Annotated in this window: 16 protein-coding genes; 10 read left to right on the top strand and 6 right to left on the bottom strand. The window is 73.8% G+C overall.

From position 1 onward, the window contains the following. Nucleotides 1–19: 19 nt before the first annotated feature. Nucleotides 20–2,122: a SpoIIE family protein phosphatase gene (locus tag ACZ6Y1_RS21975; protein ID WP_469632178.1), complete on the top strand. Its 2,103-nt coding sequence runs from the start codon at nt 20–22 to the stop codon at nt 2,120–2,122. Nucleotides 2,123–2,266: 144 nt separating this feature from the next. Then, complete coding sequence (locus tag ACZ6Y1_RS21980; protein WP_469632181.1) at nt 2,267–2,497, top strand: response regulator transcription factor; 231 nt, start codon at nt 2,267–2,269, stop codon at nt 2,495–2,497. Between the two features lie 9 nt (nt 2,498–2,506). Here ACZ6Y1_RS21980 and ACZ6Y1_RS21985 read toward each other — a convergent pair whose 3' ends face one another. The 4 genes from ACZ6Y1_RS21985 to ACZ6Y1_RS22000 all read right to left on the bottom strand — a co-directional run bounded on the left by ACZ6Y1_RS21985 (nt 2,507) and on the right by ACZ6Y1_RS22000 (nt 5,531). Further along, nucleotides 2,507–3,496 carry a serine/threonine-protein kinase gene (locus ACZ6Y1_RS21985; protein ID WP_469632184.1) on the bottom strand — a complete coding sequence of 330 codons (990 nt, stop codon included), beginning with the start codon at nt 3,494–3,496 and terminating at the stop codon, nt 2,507–2,509. A gap of 204 nt (nt 3,497–3,700) precedes the next feature. Continuing rightward, entirely contained in the window at nt 3,701–4,267 is a 567-nt protein-coding gene (locus tag ACZ6Y1_RS21990) for a hypothetical protein (protein WP_469632186.1), read from the bottom strand. 97 nt (nt 4,268–4,364) lie between these two features. Next, nucleotides 4,365–4,826, bottom strand: a complete 462-nt coding sequence (locus ACZ6Y1_RS21995) for a hypothetical protein (RefSeq protein WP_469632189.1) — start codon at nt 4,824–4,826, stop codon at nt 4,365–4,367. Nucleotides 4,827–4,934: 108 nt separating this feature from the next. Continuing rightward, complete coding sequence (locus ACZ6Y1_RS22000) at nt 4,935–5,531, bottom strand: hypothetical protein (protein WP_469632191.1); 597 nt, start codon at nt 5,529–5,531, stop codon at nt 4,935–4,937. 233 nt (nt 5,532–5,764) lie between these two features. On the opposite strand from ACZ6Y1_RS22000, the gene ACZ6Y1_RS22005 reads away from it, so the two are divergent. The 3 genes from ACZ6Y1_RS22005 (at nt 5,765) to ACZ6Y1_RS22015 (ending at nt 9,701) form a co-directional block, all read left to right on the top strand. Beyond that, nucleotides 5,765–6,196, top strand: a complete 432-nt coding sequence (locus ACZ6Y1_RS22005; RefSeq protein WP_469632194.1) for an SCO4225 family membrane protein — start codon at nt 5,765–5,767, stop codon at nt 6,194–6,196. A 26-nt stretch (nt 6,197–6,222) separates the two neighbouring features. Further along, complete coding sequence (locus ACZ6Y1_RS22010) at nt 6,223–6,957, top strand: TetR-like C-terminal domain-containing protein (RefSeq protein ID WP_469632197.1); 735 nt, start codon at nt 6,223–6,225, stop codon at nt 6,955–6,957. A gap of 140 nt (nt 6,958–7,097) precedes the next feature. Next, the gene (locus ACZ6Y1_RS22015; protein ID WP_469632199.1) at nt 7,098–9,701 is read left to right on the top strand and encodes a discoidin domain-containing protein; all 2,604 of its coding nucleotides are present in this window, start codon (nt 7,098–7,100) and stop codon (nt 9,699–9,701) included. On the opposite strand, the gene ACZ6Y1_RS22020 is transcribed toward ACZ6Y1_RS22015, so the two are convergent. Beyond that, nucleotides 9,667–11,883 (bottom strand): FUSC family protein, encoded by a 2,217-nt coding sequence (locus tag ACZ6Y1_RS22020; protein ID WP_469632202.1) that lies wholly within the window; start codon nt 11,881–11,883, stop codon nt 9,667–9,669. The genes ACZ6Y1_RS22015 and ACZ6Y1_RS22020 overlap by 35 nt on opposite strands. A gap of 151 nt (nt 11,884–12,034) precedes the next feature. Here ACZ6Y1_RS22020 and ACZ6Y1_RS22025 point away from each other — a divergent pair, with 151 nt between their 5' ends. From ACZ6Y1_RS22025 to ACZ6Y1_RS22035, 3 genes are read left to right on the top strand one after another with little or no spacing between them, the layout of a single operon-like run. Beyond that, nucleotides 12,035–13,402 (top strand): hypothetical protein, encoded by a 1,368-nt coding sequence (locus ACZ6Y1_RS22025; RefSeq protein ID WP_469632205.1) that lies wholly within the window; start codon nt 12,035–12,037, stop codon nt 13,400–13,402. 54 nt (nt 13,403–13,456) lie between these two features. Continuing rightward, on the top strand, nt 13,457–14,812 hold the full coding sequence (locus ACZ6Y1_RS22030) for an AAA family ATPase (protein ID WP_469632209.1): 1,356 nt from the start codon (nt 13,457–13,459) through the stop codon (nt 14,810–14,812). Continuing rightward, entirely contained in the window at nt 14,809–16,050 is a 1,242-nt protein-coding gene (locus ACZ6Y1_RS22035; protein ID WP_469632210.1) for a vWA domain-containing protein, read from the top strand. Before ACZ6Y1_RS22030 ends, ACZ6Y1_RS22035 begins: the two co-directional genes overlap by 4 nt. A 93-nt stretch (nt 16,051–16,143) precedes the next feature. On the opposite strand, the gene ACZ6Y1_RS22040 is transcribed toward ACZ6Y1_RS22035, so the two are convergent. Next, nucleotides 16,144–16,554 (bottom strand): Fur family transcriptional regulator, encoded by a 411-nt coding sequence (locus tag ACZ6Y1_RS22040; RefSeq protein WP_469632213.1) that lies wholly within the window; start codon nt 16,552–16,554, stop codon nt 16,144–16,146. A gap of 251 nt (nt 16,555–16,805) precedes the next feature. Here ACZ6Y1_RS22040 and katG point away from each other — a divergent pair, with 251 nt between their 5' ends. Together katG and ACZ6Y1_RS22050 are read left to right on the top strand one after the other, a co-directional pair. Further along, the gene (gene katG, locus ACZ6Y1_RS22045) at nt 16,806–19,019 is read left to right on the top strand and encodes a catalase/peroxidase HPI (RefSeq protein ID WP_469632216.1); all 2,214 of its coding nucleotides are present in this window, start codon (nt 16,806–16,808) and stop codon (nt 19,017–19,019) included. Between the two features lie 188 nt (nt 19,020–19,207). Next, nucleotides 19,208–20,092 carry a S1 family peptidase gene (locus tag ACZ6Y1_RS22050; RefSeq protein WP_469632219.1) on the top strand — a complete coding sequence of 295 codons (885 nt, stop codon included), beginning with the start codon at nt 19,208–19,210 and terminating at the stop codon, nt 20,090–20,092. Nucleotides 20,093–20,135 lie beyond the last annotated feature (43 nt).

Here is a 20,135-nt window from a genome sequence, read left to right on the forward strand (position 1 = left end):
GAGGGCGAGATGAGCGGCGATGGAGCAAACTCCCACCTCCCCCGGTGAGCGGCCGCAGGTCGCGCTGGACGCATGGGCCTTCGACCAGTCGCCCTGCTTCCTCGCGATCTTCGACGCCGATCTGAGGCTGCTGCGCGCGAACCGCGGAATGGAGCGCACGCTGTCGCTCACGGAGGCGGAGATGCGCGGCCGGAGGCTGCCGGAGATCGCGCCGGATCCGGTGAGCGACGAGACCGAGCGCAGGATGCGCCTGGTGCTGGAAACGGGCGAGCCGCAACACCTGGACACCTTCGTCAGCCCGCCGGGGACGAGCCCGGAGCACGGCTGGGCGACCTCGCTCTCCCCGGTGCGGGACCCGGACGGCCGGGTACGTGCCGTGGGCCTGTCCGCCCACGACAAGACCGCGTTGGAGGGGCAGACGCGGCAGCACCTGCTCATGCCGGACGTGGCCGGCGCGCCGATCGGCACCACCCTGGACAGCACCCGTACCGCCCAGGAGCTCGCGGACGTGGCCGTGCCCCGGCTCGCCGACCTCGCCGTGGTCGATCTGCTGGAGCCACCGCCGCGCGGTGACGAGGCGTCGCGCGGCCGTGCGGCGGGGCCGGTCACCGTGTCGCGCACCGCCGTGCGGTCGGTCCTGACCGGGGGCCCGGAGGCCCGGGTCGGGGTCGGGGCGCGGGCCGCCTATCCGCCGATGTCGCCGCCCGCCGAGTGTCTGGCCGCGGGCCGGGGCGCCGTGTACGCGGGCACGGACCCGGCCGTGGCCCGGTGGCTGGCCCAGGACGCCTCGGCCGCCTGGATCCGCGAGTACGGGGCCCGCGCGCTGATGCTGGTGCCGCTGCGCGCCGACGGCGTCACGATCGGCCTGGCCGTCTTCAGCCGTCACGAGCGTGCGGAGCCCTTCCAGCAGGCGGACCTGCTGATGGCCGAGGAGCTGACGGCGAAGGCGGCGCTCAGCATCCACAAGGCCCGCCGGTACACCCGCGAGCACACCAGCACGATGACCCTGCAGCGCAGCCTGCTGCCGCACACCCTGCCCGATCAGGCGGCGCTGGAGATCGCCTCCCGTTACCTGCCCGCCGGCGGAGAGGCGGGGGTGGGCGGCGACTGGTTCGACGTGATCCCGCTGTCCGGAGCGCGGGTGGCCCTGGTGGTGGGCGACGTCGTCGGCCACGGCATCCGCGCTTCCGCCACCATGGGCCGGGTGCGTACGGCGGTGCGCACGCTGGCCGACGTCGACCTGCCGCCCGACGAATTGCTCACGCACCTCGACGACCTGATCATCCACCTGTCCGCCGACGAGGCCGACCAGGAGGGGGGCGGGGAGTCCGCCGGGGGCATCGGCACCACCTGCCTGTACGTGGTCTACGACCCGGTCACCCGCGGCTGCACCGTCGCCCGGGCCGGTCACCCGCCACCGGCCGTGGTCCACCCGGACGGCTCGGCGTACCTGCTCGACGTCCCGGCGGGGCCGCCGCTGGGCCTGGGCGGCCTGCCCTTCGAGACCGTCGAGGTCGAGCTGGCCGAGGGCAGCATGCTGGCGCTGTACACCGACGGCCTGCTCCAGACCCGCGACCACGACATCGACGAGGCCCTGAGCACCATGCTGACGGCTCTCGTCCGGCCGGCCTCCACCCTGGACACGGTCTGCGACCGGGTGCTGACGGCCCTGCTGAGGCACCGGCCCGATGACGACGTGGCCCTGCTCGTCGCCCGGACCCGGGCCCTCCACGCCGACCAGGTCGTCGTCTGGGACCTGTCCTCCGACCCGTCCGTCGTCTCCGAGGCCCGCCGCAGGACCACCGAGCAGCTGACGGCGTGGGGGCTGGAGGAGGCCTCGTTCGTCACCGAGCTCGTGGTGAGCGAACTGGTCACCAATGCCATCCGGTACGGCGCGCCGCCGGTCCAGCTGCGGCTGATCCACGACAAGTCCACGCTGATCTGCGAAGTCTCCGACACGAGCAGCACCGCCCCGCACATGCGGCGGGCGCGGATCTTCGACGAGGGAGGGCGGGGTCTGCTGCTGGTCGCCCAGCTCGCCCAGCGCTGGGGCACCCGGCACACGCCCATCGGCAAGACCATCTGGGCGGAGCAGTCCCTCGTCGACTTCGGGTCCCTGTGACACCGCTGTGACAGTCGGCGGACACCGCCATGAACTCCGACGAACAAGCTCTTTAACAGGGACATACAACGACATTCGGGATATGTCCCCTGCTGACAAGGGCGTGAGCAGTGATGACCGACCCGATTCGTCGGAGGAAATCCCATGAGCCTCACACTCGCCACGCCGCACGTCGAAGCCCCGGCCACCGTACTGGCCCCGCGTGAGCAGGAGGCCCTGCGCCACATCGCCGCCGGGTGCACGTACCTGCAGACGGCCCGCCTCATGGGACTCTCCAAGCACACGGTGGACGCGTACCTGCGCCGCATCCGGGCCAAGCTGGGCATCAACACCACGGCGGAGATGACCCGCCTGGCCATCGCCCTGGGGCTGTGACGTACGGGCCTACGGGCGCCGGGCGTACGGGTCGGGGAAGACCGGCCGGGCCCAGGCCGGGGGCTCCGGGGGCGGCGCCGGGTTCGCCACGACGGTGCGCTTGACGGCGCCGTTCCCGGTCCCGGTGGCCGCGCGCAGGGCCGCCACGAATTCCAGGCAGGAGTTGTACCGGTCCTCGGGAATCTTCGCGAGGGCCTTCGCCAGTACCTCATCGGCAGCGGGCGCGATGTCCGGCCGCCTCTCGGTCACGGGAGGCGGCTGGTCGTATTGGTGCGCCCAGAGCAGGGCGACGTCCTCGTCGCGCACGAAGGGCGGCCCTCCGGCGAGGGATTCGTAGACCACGCAGGCGAGGCTGTAGAGATCGCACCGGCCGTCCACGGGACGGCCGGTGATCTGTTCCGGGGCCATGTAGTCGAGCGTTCCGACGAACTCGCCGGCGGTGGTGAACCCGGTGAGCGAGAGCGCCTTCTTCGTCAGCCCGAAGTCCGTGAGGTAGATGTGCTCGGGGTGGTCGCTGTCGGTTCCCGCGGCGACCAGGATGTTGGCGGGCTTGACGTCCCGGTGGACCAGGTCGTGTTCGTGGGCCGCGTCCAGCGCCGACGCCACCTGGGAGGCGATGCGCAGGGCGGTCGTCACGGGGAGCGGGCCCTCGCGGTCCAGCAGGCCCCTCAGGTCCAGCCCGGAGACGTACCTCATGGCGATGTACAGGACGCCTTCGGTCTCACCGGCCTCGAAGATCGGCACGATGTGCGGGTGGTCGATCTTCGCGGCCACCCGTGATTCGTGGGTGAAGCGGCGCCGGAAGGTTTCGTCGCGAGCGCGCTCCGGCGCGATCAGCTTGAGCGCGACCATCCGGTCCAGGCGCAGGTCCTTGGCGCGGTAGACGACGGCCATGCCGCCGCGGCCGATCATGCGCTCGATCCGGTAGCCCGCGATCTGCCGGCCGATCAGGCCGGAGGCCCGGCCCGAGTACGCGCTCAGGTTCGCTGCGGTGCCCATCGGGGGCCGCCCCCTTCACCGGGCCGGCCCGGCGACGGACGCCGCGGGCCGCAGTTCCATACCGTGAATTCTATCGAGCGATGCATCGGAGTGCCTTGACGAGAAGGCTCCAGGGGTCCCGGTGTGTGGAGGAGGCCGGGACCCCTGGAGCGGTGGATGCGGATCTGCTGTGGAGGGAGGCGCGGAGTGCGGGTGCGGGCGGTGTCAGCCTTCGCCCCCGTCGCCGCCGCGGCCGCCGAAGCCGCTGGTCTCGCAGCCGACGCCGACGCACAGGCCGCCGTCGCCGCCCCGGCCGCCGCTGCCGCCGTCGCCTCCGGCGGGCGCGGCCCCGCCGTTGCCACCGTTGCCGCCGTTGACGCTGCCGCTGCACAGTCCGACGCAGACCCCGCCCTTGCCGCCGTTCGTGCCGTTGGCCCCGATCCCGCCGGTGGTGCCGTTGCCGCCGTTGCCGCTGCCGTTGCAGAGACCGGCGCAGACCCCGCCGTTGCTGCCGTTGGTGCCGTTGACCGTGCCGTTGCAGCTGCCCGCGCACACCTTGTCGCCGACGCGGACGCTGCCGTTGCCCACCTTGACGCCGCCGAGCGCCGCCGCGCCGGCGCCGAGCCGGCTCCCCCCCGTCCGGCCGTCACCGGTTCCGGGTGAGGGGCCGTGGTACTTGACGGCGACTGTGGGGGCGGGAGCCGCCGTGGCGGCCGGCACCATCACACCTGCGCCGATGAAAGCCGCCGAGACGACGAGACCGAGACGGGACTTCCAAGTGCGCACACGCATGACCTTCTCCTTAGCGAGGAACTGAATTCCGTGGCGCGGTTCCGCTCGTCCGCTTTCCGCGCCGATTGACGAATGCCGATTGAGGAATGGGGAGGAATCAGAGGCAGAAGGGGAGTCCGCCGGCCATCAGGGAGCACCAGTCACCGGCGAGGTAGTCCTTCTTCCAGCTGTCGAGCTCCTCGGTCGAGATCTTGTACTTCTTGGCGACCTTCTCCTTCATCTCGTCCGAGTCGTCGGCCACCAGCAGCATCACGATGCGTACCTTGTCGACCGCGTTCAGCTCCGCCTTCGGCTTGTCGGGCAGGTCCTCGAACCGGAAGCAGCCCACGGTGCCGGGCTTGCCGGGCTCGCCCGGCTGACCGGGCTGACCGCCCCTGCCGCCTTCCCCGCCCTTGCCGCCCTCGCCGCCCTGGCCGCCCGGAACGCAGTGGGCGGGAGAGGAGCCGGCGGATGCGGTGGTGTGGGACTGCGACGCTTGCGCGGCGCACGCCGTACCGGTGACCAGAGCCAGGGAGGCCGCCGCCAGAATGAGCGGGCGCTGCCAGGGACTCGTGAACATGGGGGTTCTCCTGTTCCGTGGATACGGATGTCGTTCTGTGGGGGGTGAGGGGGTGGAGGCCCGAGGGCCTCCACCCCGTCGGTCAGGTGCTCAGGTCAGGCACGGGGGTCAGAAGATGCTGCCGCCACCGGCCCCACCGGCTCCGCCGAGGCCGCCGAGGATGCCGCCGAAGCCGCCCTTGCCGCCCTTGCCGCCGTTGCCGCCCTGGAGGATGCCGAAGCCACCCTTGCCGCCGTTGCCGCCGTCGCCGCCCTTGAGGAGGCCGCTGCCGCCGCCACCGCCGCTGCCGGCGTTGCCGCCGAAGATGCCGGAGCCACCGTCACCGCCGTTGCCGCCCTTGCCGCCGATCACGCCGTCGCCGCCGCCACCGCCGCCACCGCCGCCACCGCCGGCGAGGAGCCCGTCGCCGCCCTTGCCGCCGTTGCCGCCGTTGCCGCCGACCCCGAGGACGCTGCCGCCACCGGAGCCACCGGAGCCGCCACCGCCGCCGACCAGGCCGCCGCCGCCGGCGCCGCCGTCCCCTCCGGCGCCTCCGCCGTTCGGCAGGGCAGTGACCGTATGGGTCGGCAGGGGAGCCGCGCTGGCCATGGAGGCCGGCAGGAGGATCGCTCCGGAAGCCATCGTGGCCGAGGCGATCAGCGTCGCGAGCCGGAATCCCTTGCGGTGGGGGCGGACAACGTTGTTGGTGTGAATCTTGCGGTTCATGACTTCTCCTACTTGTTCGGTGCGGTGACTCATTTCGTTTCCCGGTTTCCGTTCCGGTGAGGCCCGCACCACAAGTAAGCCGTGATCGGCACATCAGGGTCATGTTCCGGAAAGTCGGGACTTGACACCCCCGGAGAAGCCGGGTAAAAACGCGGCCCGCGCTGAGTAGCCGTACTCAGGTGTGGCGGCTCCGCCCGTCCGGATACTGGCTGCCGGACGATCGGGGAGAGAACGTGGAACGACGCGGGTCGAAGCTTGAACTGTGGTTGCCCGGCGGCTATTTGGCCGTGGTGCTCGGACTGCAGATATGGGTGGAGGTACTGAGCCGGACCGGGGACGCGGGGTTCGCCGGGATATGGCCGTTGCTGGCGACCGCCCCGTTCAGCCTCGTACCCCTGATGCTCCGGCCGCCCGGCGGCGGGATACCCGCCGAGCAGCCCCCCGTGCCGGTCCACACGGGCCCGCAGCCGCCCGAACCGCTGCCGTCCGAGATGGCTCCGACCCCGCCCCCGGGCGACGGGCAGCCGGATCCGGCCCCGGGCGAGGGGTTCGACACCGTGCCGGGCTTCGGGTTCTACGGCGCGCTCCTGTTCGGCGCCCTGGCCAACGCCGCGTTCCTGTGGGCTCTGGTACGCGTCGTCGTGCGCCGGCGGCGGGCCGCGTAGCGCGGGGCGGCCGGTACGGTGCCGTCATGGATCTTTCCTCAGCGATACCGACGGACGAAAATCCGGCTCCGCGGGCGGCCGTCAAGGCCGCCGCGCGCCGGCAGCTGGTGAAGGCGGGGGCCGGGGGGCTGTCGCTGGAGGGCGTGGCCCAGGAGCTCGGCCTCGGCACGGCCGAGGTGGAAGCCGTCTTCCCGCACCGGGACGACCTGCTGACCGCACTGGTCATCGACGCCTACGACGCCTCCGGCTCCGCGATGGAGCAGGCCGACCTCGCCGCCGTGAAGGCAGGCGCCCCGGCGGGTGCGCGGCTCCTCGCGGTCACGCGCGCCCTGCGGCAGTGGTCCTTCGCCAACCCCGGTGAGTTCACGCTGATATACGGCTCCCCGGTGCCGGACTACCACGCCCCGCAGGACACGGTCCCGTCCGCCTCGCGCACCCCCGCGGTGCTGGCCGGGATCGTACGGTCGGCGCTCGAAGGCGGTGAACTGGCCCCGCCCCGGCGGGCGGTGCCCGGTCCGCCGCTGCTCCTGCCGTCGGCCGTGGAGCTGTTCGGCGGCGTGCCCGAGGCTCCCTTCTCGGACATCATCGAGCGCGGCATCGTCCTGTGGAGCAACCTCATCGGGCTCCTGGTCTTCCAGGTGTTCAGCCGTACGCACGACAGCGTCCGGGACGAGGCCGCGTTCTTCGACTACGCGGTCGCCGTGGCGGCCGAGAGCATCGGCCTCACGGTGTCCCCGGGTGAGGACTCCGTCGCGGGCTGATCCCAGGGCCTGGCGGGACGGTTCGGTTCCGGTTCGACCCGTACCGTCCCGCCTCGGCCAACTCGCCCGATTCGCGGGCAAGTTCACATGTGTCTGACCTATGTTCGTGGGCGCCGATCCGCTCGCCCATGGAGGTCAGATTGCAGTTCCGACGACGCCCGGCCCGTCCCCCTCTCATACGCCGCTCCCACCTGCTGGTGGCCGCGGGCCTCGGGTCGCTCCTGATCGGGACGACGCCCTGGCTCGGGGTCGCGAGCCAGGCGCCGGCCGCCCACAGGCCGCCGCCGGGGGCCACGGCCTTCGACCAGCAGGGGGCGAAGCAGTCACCGCACCACGGCATCGCGCCGGCGAACGCCATGGAGCCCTCGGCCCCCGTCCTCGACCGGACCGGCTGGACGGCCACGGCGAGCGACGAGGAGACCGCGGCCGAGAACGGCCGCGCCGCGAACGTGCTCGACGGCGACGCCGCGACCATCTGGCACAGCAAGTGGAGCGGCACCCCGACCCCCCTGCCGCACACCCTCACCATCGACATGCACCGCACCGCCGTGGTGTCCGCGCTCGTCTACCGCCCGCGTGGCAACGGGCCCAACGGGCGGGTCGGCGAGTACTCCCTCAGCGTCAGCGCGGACGGCCAGAACTGGGGCGCCCCGGTCGCCACCGGCACCCTCGCGGACGACGCCACCACCAAGACCCTCGGGTTCGCGCCGCAAGGCGCCCGGTTCGTCCGGCTCACCGCGCTCACCGAGGCCGGCGGCCGCGGCCCCTGGACCTCGGCCGCCGAGATCGACCTGCTGGGCGACCCGGGCACCCCCGCCGCCACCGTCGACCTGGCCCGCACCGGCTGGACGGCCACCGCGAGCGACGAGGAGACCGCGAGCGAGAACGGCCGCGCCGCGAACGTGCTCGACGGCGACGCCGCGACCATCTGGCACAGCAAGTGGAGCGGCACCCCGGCCCCCCTGCCGCACACCCTCACCATCGACATGCACCGCACACAGACGGTCTCGGCCCTCACCTACCAGCCTCGCCGCGACGGGCCCAACGGCAGGGCGGGCGCGTACTCCGTCACCACCAGCACCGACGGCACCTCCTTCGGCGCACCCGTGGCCTCGGGCACCTGGCGGGACGACGACACCGTCAAGACCGCCACCTTCACCCGCGCCGCGAACGCCCGCTTCGTACGGCTGACGGTGACCGGCGAGGCCGGTGCCCGCGGGCCGTGGACCTCGGCGGCCGAGATCCGCCTGAGCGGACCCGCGAGCGCCGCCGTCCACGGCTCCTGGGACCGGATCACCGGCTTCCCCCTGGTGCCGGTCGCCACCGCCGTCCTGCCGGGTGACAAGCTGCTGGCCTGGTCGGCGTACGCGACGGACCGGTTCGGCGGCAGCAACGGCTACACCCAGACGGCGATCCTCGACCTGAAGACCGGCAAGGTCACCCAGCGCCGGATCGACAACACCGGGCACGACATGTTCTGCCCGGGCATAGCCATGCTCGCCGACGGCCGGGTCCTCGTCACCGGGGGCAGCAACGCGGAGAAGGCGAGCATCTACGACCCGGCCACCGACGCCTGGTCCGCCACCACCAGCATGAACATCGCCCGCGGCTACCAGGCCATGACGCTGATCTCCACCGGCGAGGCGTTCGTCCTCGGCGGTTCCTGGAGCGGGACCGCCAACACCGACAAGGCCGGCGAGGTCTGGTCGCCCGCGACCGGCGCCTGGCGCAAACTGCCGGGCGTCCCCGCCTCCCCGGCGCTGACGGCAGACCCGGCCGGCCCCTACCGCGCCGACAACCACATGTGGCTGCACGCCACGTCGGGCGGAAAAGTGCTCCAGCTCGGACCGAGCAAGCAGATGAACTGGATCTCGACGAGCGGCACGGGCGGCATCACGCCCGCCGGCCCCCGCGCCGACAGCCAGGACGCCATGACCGGCAACGCCGTCGCCTACGACATCGGCAAGCTGCTCACCCTGGGCGGCTCACCCGCCTACCAGGACTCCCCCGCCACCCGCCGCGCGTACACGGTGAACATCTCGGGCAGCCAGGTGCAGGCTTCCCGTACGGGCGACATGGACCACGCCCGGGCCTTCAGCAACAGCGTCGTCCTGCCGGACGGCAAGGTGGCCGTCTTCGGCGGGCAGGCCTACCCGGTGCCCTTCAGCGACGCGACCTCCGTGCTGACCCCCGAGCTGTGGGACCCGGCGACGGGCGCCTTCACCCCGCTGGCCACCATGGCGATCCCGCGCAATTACCACAGCGTGGCGAACCTGCTGCCGGACGGGCGGATCTTCTCGGGCGGCGGCGGCCTGTGCGGTGACTGCGCCACCAACCACGCCGACGGGGCCGTGTTCACCCCGCCCTACCTGCTGAACGCGGACGGTTCGCCCAAGCCGCGGCCCGTCATCACCAGCAACGTGCCCGCGCGGCTCGCGCCCGGCGCGACGCTCACGGTGAGCACCCAGGGCCCGGTGGCGTCCTTCGTCCTGATGCGGGCCGCGGCGGCGACCCACTCCACCGACAACGACCAGCGCCGGGTCCCACTGCAGTCGACGGCCACGGGATCGGGCTCGTACTCGGTGTCCGTCCCGTCCGACACGGGCGTGGTGCTGCCGGGGAACTACATGCTGTTCGCCCTGGACGCGCAGGGGGTGCCCAGCATCGCCAAGTTCCTGACCGTCTCCGCGGCGACGGCGGGCGATGCCGTCAGCGGCCGCCCCGCCCCGGGTACCCGCCCGTGACGTCCGTGACGCCCGTGACGCCCGTGACCCCGGCGGCCTCCGCGCCGTCCGGGCCGGCCGTGCTGTCCGCGATCCGGTCCAGGTCCGCCAGCAGCGACGCCAGCCAGGCGTCCGCCGCGTAATAGGCGCTGGGCGCACCTGCCCGTACCGTCCCCGCCGCGTCGCCGTCCCCGTACGGCGCGGCGGGGGCCTGCCGGGAGTCCTCGATCGGGTCCAGCACCGCGGACAGCATCAGCATCCGCCCCGCCACCCGGTCCCCGAGCCTGCTCAGTGCGGCGGCATCCGCGGGGTCCGGCCGCGGTGCGCGGATGTCCGCCGGACCCCGCCCCGGGCCGGGCGGCGCCAGGATCCGTCCGGCACCCCACAGGGTGTGGTGCCCGGCCAGCAGCACCGCCTGCCAGTCGACGAGCAGCCGCCCCCGTGCGGAGCCCGGCTCGCTCTGGAGCTGGGCGAACGCCGATTCGGCCAGGACGAGCGCGTGCCGCAGCGACTTGTGCTCCGGCGGCACGCTCGCGTCCCGTACCCCTTCGGCGGTGAGCGCCGCGGCCGTGGTGACCACGGCCTCGGCCGCGCTCCGCAGCAGCGCGGCGCCCGAGCGCCGCACCTCCTGCCGGGCACCGCGCGGCCAGGCGAGCAGCCCGAACACGGCGCCGATCGCGCTGCCGATCAGCACGTCCAGCAGCCGCACCTCGGCGAGCCGCCAGGTGGCCGGCGCCAGCTGGGCGAAGACCAGGGCGACGGTCATCGTGAACAGCGCCTGCGACCAGCCGATGCCCTTGACCGGCCCCACCGTGAAGGTGAACAGCATCAGCGGGAGCAGAACGACGGCGTAGACCGTGGTGTGGGTCCCGACCAGGGCGAGCACCCCGGCCGTGGCCAGCGCCCCGATCAGGGTTCCGGTCAGCGCCTGCCGGATGCTGCTGCGCGTGGCCTCGATGGTCGTGCGGGTCAGCGTCAGCGTCGCCAGCATGGCCCAGAAGCCGTGCGGCAGCGTGTCGAGACCGGCCACGGCCCGGGCGGCCGCCAGCGCCAGGCTGGTGCGCACCGCGTTCTGGAAGAAGACCGAGCGGCTCCCCGCGTTGCCCATCAGCCGCACCCACCACAGCCGTGGCGCCCACATACGTGCGTACCAGAACCGCCCGGAGGGCACGTCGGGCGCGGCCTCCCGCCCCCGCACGGCCAGTTTCGCGGCCGCCGCCAGCACCAGGGCGGCGTCCGCCACCTCCAGCAGGTCCGCCCTGCGGCGCAGCGCGGCCGGGCCGGCCCCTTCGGTCGGAGCTGCCGCGAGCGCCGCGCGTTCCGGGCCGGGGCCGGGGGGCTCCGGCTCCACCGGCCCCGGCCCGCCGCGCAGGAGTGCGGCGGTGCCGGCCGCGGACCGTCCGACGGCGTCCAGCAGGGCGAGTGCGGCGGCGTGGTCCCGGTCGGGCCCGGGGCCGGGCGGCGGGGCGGGCAGCCGTCCCAGCCGGTTGAGCAGGGTGCGGGCCGCCAGCCCGGTGTGGCTCAGGCCGCGTGAGCGGACCCCGGGTCCGGCCGGGCGTTCCGCCTCCGGGACGTTCGAGGGGCGCAGCGCCTCGCCCGCCGCCCGTGCCGCGGCTCCCGTCGCCGGGGACAGCGCGTACGGCGCCCGGGCCAGCTCCCCGGCGCAGCGCTCGGCGGTGATCGCGGCCCGGGCGGCGAGCTCCCGGTAGGGCGGGGTCGGCGGATCGGGCAGTACGAAGGCCTCGGCGAGCACCAGCAGCACGAGCCCGGTGGTGGTGCCGATGAGCCGCTCCCCCAGCGTGTCCGGGGCGTACGGCGGGAAGGACGGCAGGATGTACAGCAGCTGGAGCCCCGGCGCGGCGCCCGCCGGGCGCGGTCCGCCCACGGCCACGAAGGCCAGCGCGAAGCCGATGACCAGCATTCCGGCCACGGCGGTCCAGGTGCGTACGGCCAGGAAGGTGCCCACGACCACGAGCAGCCAGGCCGCCGGGACCAGCCGCAGCACCATCCCGGCCCGCTGCCGGCCGGTCCCGGGGATGCGGGATAGCCCGGCCAGCGACACCGCGGCGAACAGCGCGTACGTGGCCGCGACGGTGGACCCGAAGCCGTACAGGAACAGGAAGAACCCGGTCCCCGCCGCGAGGGTGACCCGCACCGATCGGCGGGCCGCGCCCGCGTAGGCGGCGGCACCGTTCGTAGCCATGCCACCAGCATCGGGCACCCGCCCCGACCCGGCACGTCCGCCCGGCACGGAAAACATCTGGCGCGGCGGCCCGGGAGGCCGTAGCCTCCAGCACGATGATCACTGACCCGACTGTCCGATCGGAGGTCCCGTACGCGCAAGGTGAGTGCTGATGCTCACTCACATCGCGCGTGGGGCTTCCCACCTGTCCATGTGGCTGCGCGTGCGCGAGTTCGCCGTGCCGCCCTCCACGATCGAGACGGCGACGGCCCGCCGCCGTGCCGGGGACTGGGCCGGAGCGTGCTCGGCCGCCGGCTTCGACCTCGATCTCGACCTGCGGTCCGCGGCGCGCGTCCACGGCCGTGAACTCGCGGCCCGGGTCCGGGCCGACCTGCGCCGGCTGGCGCCCGATCTGCTGCGCTGGCACATGCCGAGGGTGGCTCCGCACGGGCTGCTCCGGCCCGGGCTGACGGTCTCGCTGGCCCGGTACGACGTCCCCGGCCGGGACGGCGGCCCGCCGGTGCACCTCGTGGCCCGGACGGCGCCCGCCTGGGCCGACGCCGGCCAGCGGATCAGCCTCGCGCTGTGGGACGGATCCCGCTCCTCCCGGTCCGACGAGGCCGCCCTCCGGCACCCGCACGCCCGGCCGAACCGCAGGTTCCGACTCGATCTGCACCGGCACCTGTGGGACGCGGACCGGGCCGGTGAGCTGCGCGTCCGCTCCGGGGCCGACCGGCCGCCCGGCGACGGCCCCGGGCGCACCGCCGACCGGTGGGCGGCCGAGGCGGCTCTGCTCCTGCGCGCCGATGGGCGGGCCGAGGGCATGGTCACCGTACGGCTCGGGGCCCGTGACCGGCTCCTCCTGGAACCGGCCGCCGGCGCGGGGGGCGAGGGGCGGCCCGCGCCGCGGCTCTCGCAGGCTCCCCCGCACCGGTGGGTCTCCGCGCTGCCGGTGCTGCCCGACGCGGCGACCTGGGAGCCGCCCGACCTGGAACTGCTCCGTGCCGGCCTGATCGGGGCCGACGGGCTGCACCCGCTGGTCGCGGCGGCACTGGTACCGGATCACGTGCCGGCCCGGGCGCCCCGGCCGGCCGACGTGGCCGGGGCACCGCACGTGGTGGAGTGCCAGGGAGCCCGGCACCGGATCGGCCTGGTCGACGGGGTCCTCTCCGCGCTGGACCACAGCCCGGACGAGCTCCGCCGCGAGGAACTGCTCGTCGCGCTCACCGGCACCCCGCTCCCCTGTCTCCGGGCCATCGACACGGCCCACCGCGATCCCCACTGCCTCCCCGGGGTCCGCGAACGCCTGCTCCACGGGGACGTCGCCGGTGCGCTGGCCGTCGTCGAAGGTCTGCTGGGCCCGGGCGCGGTGCTGCGCTCCGGCGCCCTCAAGGACGAGCTGGAGGCGGCCGCGCGGCGCCGGATCACGTACGGCCTGTTCAGGGCGGGCCTGTACGGACCGGGGCGCGGCCGGCTCCACCCCGGCGAGCCCCGCCCCGCCTCCCACCGCTCGCACCCTCGCCACACCACGGCCCGCTGAGCCGCGCGCTCAGCCGGCCCTCCCGACCTCCTCGAACCCCGAAGGTGATCACCCATGCCCACGCACGCCCCGCTCGCACCCTCCTCCCCGCTCGACCCGCCGCTCGCTCCCTCCTCCCCGCTCGACCCGCCGCTCGCTCCCTCCTCCCCGCTCGACTCCGCGCCCGGCTCCACGCCCGACTGCCCGCCCGGCTCGCAGCTCGACGTCGCCGGAGAGCTGCTGGCCCTCCTGCGCGACACCACCACCGAACCGCGCCCCGACGCGCAGCTGGAGGCACTGACCCTGGCCGTCGCCGCCGACCTGCCCGTACTGCTGTGGGGCGAGCCGGGGATCGGCAAGACCGCGGCTCTCAACCAGCTCGCCGAGTCCCTGGACCTCCCGCTGACCACCGTCATCGCGAGCGTGCACGAGCCGTCGGACTTCTCGGGGCTCCCGGTGATCGGTGACGACCCCGCGGTGAACGGCGTGCCGATGGCCCCGCCGGACTGGGCCGTGCGCCTGGTCCGGGCCGGGCGCGGGCTGCTGTTCCTGGACGAGCTGTCCACCGCGCCGCCCGCCGTGCAGGCCGCGCTGCTGCGGCTCGTGCTGGAACGGCGGATCGGCTCCCTGCGGCTGCCGGCCGGGGTGCGGATCGTGGCGGCCGCCAACCCGCGCTCCTCGGCGGCCGACGGCTGGGAGCTCAGCCCGCCCCTGGCGAACCGCTTCGTCCACCTCCAGTGGGTCCACGACCACGAGGTGGTCGTGCGCGGCCTCGGCGGCACCTGGCCCCGGGCGACGATGCCGCGACTCGACCCGGCGCGGCTGGCGCAGGCGGTGGACTTCGCCCGCCGCGCGGTGTGCGGGCTGCTGGCCGCCCGGCCCACGCTCGTGCACCGGCTGCCCGAGGGCGAGGCGCGCCGGGGCGGTCCCTGGCCCTCGCCCCGCAGCTGGGACATGACCCTGTCCCTGCTCGCCTTCGCGACGGCGGCCGGCGCCTCCCGGGACGTACTGTCCCTGCTGGTCAGGGGCACGGTGGGCGACGGGCCCGGGCTGGAACTGCTGGCGAGCCTGGACCGGATGGACCTGCCCGACCCCGAGGTGCTGCTCGCCGACCCGGCCGGGGCCGTGCTGCCCGAGCGGGGGGACCTGCGCCAGGCCGCGCTCGACGGCGTGGTGGCCGCGGTCAACAGGCGCCCGGAGAAGTCCCGCTGGGACGCGGCCTGGGCGGTCATGGTCCGGGCCCTGGACACGGGCGCGCCGGACCTGGTCGTCGTACCGGCCACCACGCTCGCCGCGCTGCGCCGGGACGACTGGGACGTACCGGCCTCGATCGAACGGCTCGCCGGAGCGGTCGCGCTGTCCCGGCGGGCGGACGAGGCGGCGGCCCGGGCGGCGGCCCGCCCCGCGGGCTCCGCGAACCGGGTCCGATGACGGGCACGGCGCCGGGTGCGCTCGACCTGGACAAGCTGTTCGCCGCCCGGCTGCAGGCCGTCCGGGCCCGGCCGTATCTGGCGACGGCGCTGTTCGCCCTCCACGCGGTGGAGTCCCGGCGGGTGCCGACGATAGCCGTCGACCGGCACTGGCGGTGCTACGTCTCGCCCGCCTTCGTGGACCGGACGCCGGTGGAGGAGCTGGCCGGGGTGTGGGTGCACGAGGTGTCGCACCTGCTGCGCGACCATCACGGGCGCGGTGACCGGGTCGCGCGCGAACGGGGGCTGACCGGTCCGGGGGACCGGCTGCGGATGAACATCGCGGCCGACTTCGAGATCAACGACGACGTGTTCGGTGAAGGGCTGGCCATGCCCGAGGGGGCCGTCCTCCCGGGACGGCTGCGGCTTCCGTCGGGTCTGCTCATGGAGCAGTACCTGTACGAGTTCCAGCTCGGGCCGTACCTGCAGGAGCTCGCCTGGCTGGACTGCGGCAGCGGCGCGGACGGCCTGGAGCGGGACTGGGAGCTGGGACCGGACGGCGCGCACGGCCTGAGCGCCGAGGAGCAGGACGCGGTCCGTTTCCGGGTGGCCGAGGGGATCAAGGGCCGTCCCGGGGACACTCCGAAGGGGTGGAAGCGCTGGGCGGAGGAGGCCTTCCATCCGGCCCAGCCGTGGCGGGAACTGCTCGGGGCGGCGCTCCGCTCGGCCGCCTCCGGGGCCGGCGCGGGGGACGACTACACCTACGGCCGGCCGGCGCGGCGCTCGGCCGGGGTGCCCGGCGTCGTGCTGCCGGCCCTGCGGCGCACACCGCCCCGGGTCTGCGTGGTCGTCGACACCTCGGGCTCGGTGAGCGACGCCGAGCTGGGCAGCGCGCTCCTCGAGGTCGCGGCCATCTCCCGCGCGGTGGGCGGCCGCCGCGACCTGGTCACCGTGCTGTCCTGCGACGCGTCGGCGCAGGCCGTGCACCGGCTGTGCCGCGCCGAGGGGATCCCCCTGGTGGGCGGCGGGGGCACGGACCTGCGCACCGGATTCGCCGCGGCCCTGCGGTCGCGTCCCGCGCCGGACGTCGTCGTGGTCCTGACCGACGGCCAGACCCCCTGGCCGGACCGGCGACCGCCGTGCCGGACGGTGGTCGGCCTGTTCCCGCGGGGCGAGGGGCCCGGCCGGTACGACGAGAACAACCCCCACTACGTGCCGGACACCCCGCCGCCCTGGGCCCGCGTGGTCGAGATCGGCTAGTGCCGCGTACTGGACGTACTCGCGCGGACCGACCACGCCGCGAGGTGCGCGTGCCGGGGGGCCGTGACCCGGTGAACCTTTCCGGTCACGGCACTAGGAGCAGGCCGGGCAGAGACCGCGGTAGGTGACGTCGGCTCCGGAGACCTCGAAGCCGAACCGCCCCTCGGCCGGGAGGACGGCCAGCGGGTCGCCGGTGGGGTGGACGTCGCGGATGAGTCCGCAGCCGGAGCAGACCAGGTGCTGGTGGGGGCGGTGCGCGTTCGGGTCGTACCGCTTGGCGCGGCCGTCCGTGGAGACCTCGACCACCTCGCCGAGGGAGACCAGCTCGCCCAGCGCGTTGTAGACGGTCGCCCGGGAGATCTCGGGCAGCAGCTGCGCCGCGCGGGCGTGCACCTCGTCGGCGGTGAGGTGGACGTGGTCCCCGTCGAGGACCTCGGCCACGACACGCCGCTGGGAGGTCAGCCGCCAGCCACGCTCACGCAGCCGTTCCAGCAGGTCACTCATATCGCTCCACCTTTCAGGCCCGGCGTCATTCCCGAAGGTTCACCCGACAGGGATCCGGGATCCGATTGGATATGGCTTTGGCGCGCTTCTTGACTTGGACTCTGTCCATCGTAGGATCGGTTCGGTTGATAACCAAGTGACTAGAAGGCTCCAGTACGGCTCGAGACCAAGCCGTGACGGACATGCACGGACCGCTCCACCGCATGTAGCTCCTCGCAGCACCATGACCCCCCGGGTCCGGAAGGATTCCCATGTCTGAGAACCATGACGCGATCGTCGTAGACGCGAAGGACGAGGCCGCCGGCGGCTGCCCCGTCGCGCACGGACGGGCCTCGCACCCCACCCAGGGCGGCGGTAACCGCCAGTGGTGGCCGGAGCGGCTCAACCTCAAGATCCTCGCGAAGAACCCCGCCGTGGCCAACCCGCTCGGCGAGGACTTCGACTACGCCGCGGCGTTCGCCGCCCTGGACCTCGCCGCGATAAAGCGGGACATCGCCGAGGTCCTCACGAACTCGCAGGACTGGTGGCCGGCCGACTTCGGCAACTACGGCCCGCTCATGATCCGTATGGCCTGGCACAGCGCCGGCACGTACCGCATCAGCGACGGCCGCGGCGGCGCCGGCGCGGGCCAGCAGCGCTTCGCGCCCCTGAACTCCTGGCCGGACAACGGCAACCTGGACAAGGCCCGCCGTCTGCTGTGGCCCGTCAAGAAGAAGTACGGCCAGTCCATCTCCTGGGCCGACCTCATGATCCTCACCGGCAACGTCGCCCTGGAGACGATGGGCTTCAAGACCTTCGGCTTCGCCGGTGGCCGTGCCGACGTCTGGGAAGCCGACGAGGACGTCTACTGGGGCCCCGAGACCACCTGGCTCGGCGACGAGCGCTACACGGGCGACCGTGAGCTGGAGAGCCCGCTCGGTGCGGTCCAGATGGGCCTCATCTACGTGAACCCCGAGGGCCCCAACGGCAACCCTGACCCGATCGCCGCGGCCCGCGACATCCGCGAGACCTTCCGCCGGATGGCGATGAACGACGAGGAGACCGTCGCCCTCATCGCCGGTGGCCACACCTTCGGCAAGGCCCACGGAGCGGGCCCGGCGGACAACGTCGGCGCCGACCCCGAGGCCGCTCCGCTGGAGGCCCAGGGCTTCGGCTGGGCGAACACGTACGGCAGCGGCAAGGGCGCCGACTCGATCACCAGTGGTCTCGAGGTCACCTGGACCACCACCCCCGCCAAGTGGGGCCACGACTTCTTCAAGCACCTCTTCGAGTACGAGTACGAGCTCACGCAGAGCCCGGCCGGCGCGAACCAGTGGGTGGCGAAGAACGCCGAGGCGATCATCCCCGACGCCTTCGACCCGTCGAAGAAGCACCTCCCGACGATGCTCACCACCGACCTGTCGCTGCGCTTCGACCCGGTCTACGAGCAGATCTCGCGCCGCTTCTACGAGAACCCCGACCAGTTCGCGGACGCCTTCGCCCGCGCCTGGTACAAGCTGACCCACCGCGACCTCGGCCCGGTCGTCCGCTACCTCGGCCCGGAGGTCCCCGCCGAGACCCTGCTGTGGCAGGACCCGCTGCCGGCCCGCGAGGGCGAGCTGATCGACGCCGCGGACATCGCCTCCCTCAAGCAGCAGATCCTCGGCTCGGACCTCACGGTCTCCCAGCTGGTCTCCGCGGCCTGGGCCGCGGCCTCCTCCTTCCGCGGCAGCGACAAGCGCGGCGGCGCCAACGGCGGCCGCATCCGCCTGGAGCCGCAGCGCAACTGGGAGGTCAACAACCCGGACGACCTCGCGCAGGTCCTGCGCACGCTCGAGGGCATCCAGGCGTCCTTCAACTCCGGCGCCAAGAAGGTCTCGCTGGCCGACCTCGTCGTGCTCGCGGGCTCCGCGGCCGTCGAGAAGGCCGCCCAGGACGGTGGCTTCGCGGTCGAGGTCCCGTTCACGCCGGGCCGTGTCGACGCGACGCAGGAGCAGACGGACGTCGAGTCCTTCGCCGCTCTGGAGCCGTCCTCCGACGGGTTCCGCAACTACCTCGGCAAGGGCAACCGCCTCCCGGCCGAGTACCTGCTGGTCGACAAGGCGAACCTGCTGACCCTCTCCGCTCCCGAGATGACGGTCCTCGTCGGTGGTCTGCGCGTCCTGGGCGCCAACCACGCGGGGTCGAAGCACGGCGTCTTCACGGACCGTCCGGGCACCCTGACCAACGACTACTTCGCCAACCTGCTCGACATGGGCACGACGTGGAAGTCGACGTCCTCGGCGCAGGACGAGTACGAGGGCCGGGACGCCTCGGGCGCGGTCAAGTGGACCGGTACCCGTGCCGACCTCGTCTTCGGCTCGAACTCCGAGCTGCGCGCGCTCGCGGAGGTCTACGCGAGCGACGACGCGAAGGAGAAGTTCGTGAAGGACTTCGTCGCGGCGTGGGTCAAGGTCATGGAGCTCGACCGCTTCGACCTGGTCTGATCGCCCGCGTCGGGGCCGGCCCGCACGGGCCGGCCCCGACGTGCTCGTGGGGCGCGGTGTCCGCGGTCTTGTGCGGGCACGAACGGCTTCCGCATACTCCCCGAAGCGCTTGTCAGGAACACGCCATTCCTGACGGGCCTCACAGGGCCCACCACCCACCGGGCCCCCACGCTCCGAGGAGGAGACCAGTGAGGAACACGCGCACCTCGCCCCCCATCGCCCGCACCGGCCGGCGCACCGCGCTCGCGGCCGCCGCGGCCGGCCTGCTGGCAGCCACCGTGCTCACCGTGCCGACCGCGCAGGCGGCCGCCCCCAGGTCCTTCGGAGCGGCCGAACTCGCCGCGGTCGACCAGGCGGTGCTCGGCGCGGACGTCGGCGGTACCGCGTGGTACAAGGACCCGGCGAGCGGGCGGGTCGTGGTCACGGCCGACAGCACCGTCTCCGAGGTCGGCCTCGCGAGGATCAGGATGGCGGCGGGCGCGAACGCCGCCGCGCTGCGGATCGAGCGCACCCCCGGAACGTTCACCCGCCTGCTCGGCCCGGGTGACGCCATCTACGGCGGCGGCTACCGCTGCTCGGTCGCCTTCAACGCCGTCAGCGGATCCACCCGCTACTTCCTGACCGCCGGGCACTGCGGCAACGTCGTCAAGACCTGGTACACCAACTCCGCGCAGAGCACGCTGATCGGCCCCACCGTGGGCTCCAGCTTCCCCGGCAACGACTACGCGCTCGTCCGCTACGACAACGCCTCGATCAGCTCCCCCGGCGGCTTCACCGCCGCCGACGCCTACGTGGGAGAGCCGGTCAAGCGCAGTGGCTCGACCACGGGCACCAAGAGCGGTACGGTCACCGCCCTCGACGCGACCGTCCACTACAGCGGCGGCGGAACGGTCCGCGGCATGATCCAGACCAACGTGTGCGCGGAGCCCGGCGACTCGGGCGGCGCGCTCTACGACGGCACGAAGGCCCTCGGCATCACCTCCGGCGGGAGCGGCAACTGCTCCGTCGGCGGCACGACCTTCTACCAGCCGGTCCCCGAGGCCCTCGCCAAGTACAAGGTCTCCCTGTCCTGACCCGGCCGCGTGCGGGGCCGCCGTCCGGCGGCGGCCCCGCGAG

Source organism: Streptomyces sp. NPDC053432 (assembly GCF_055585365.1).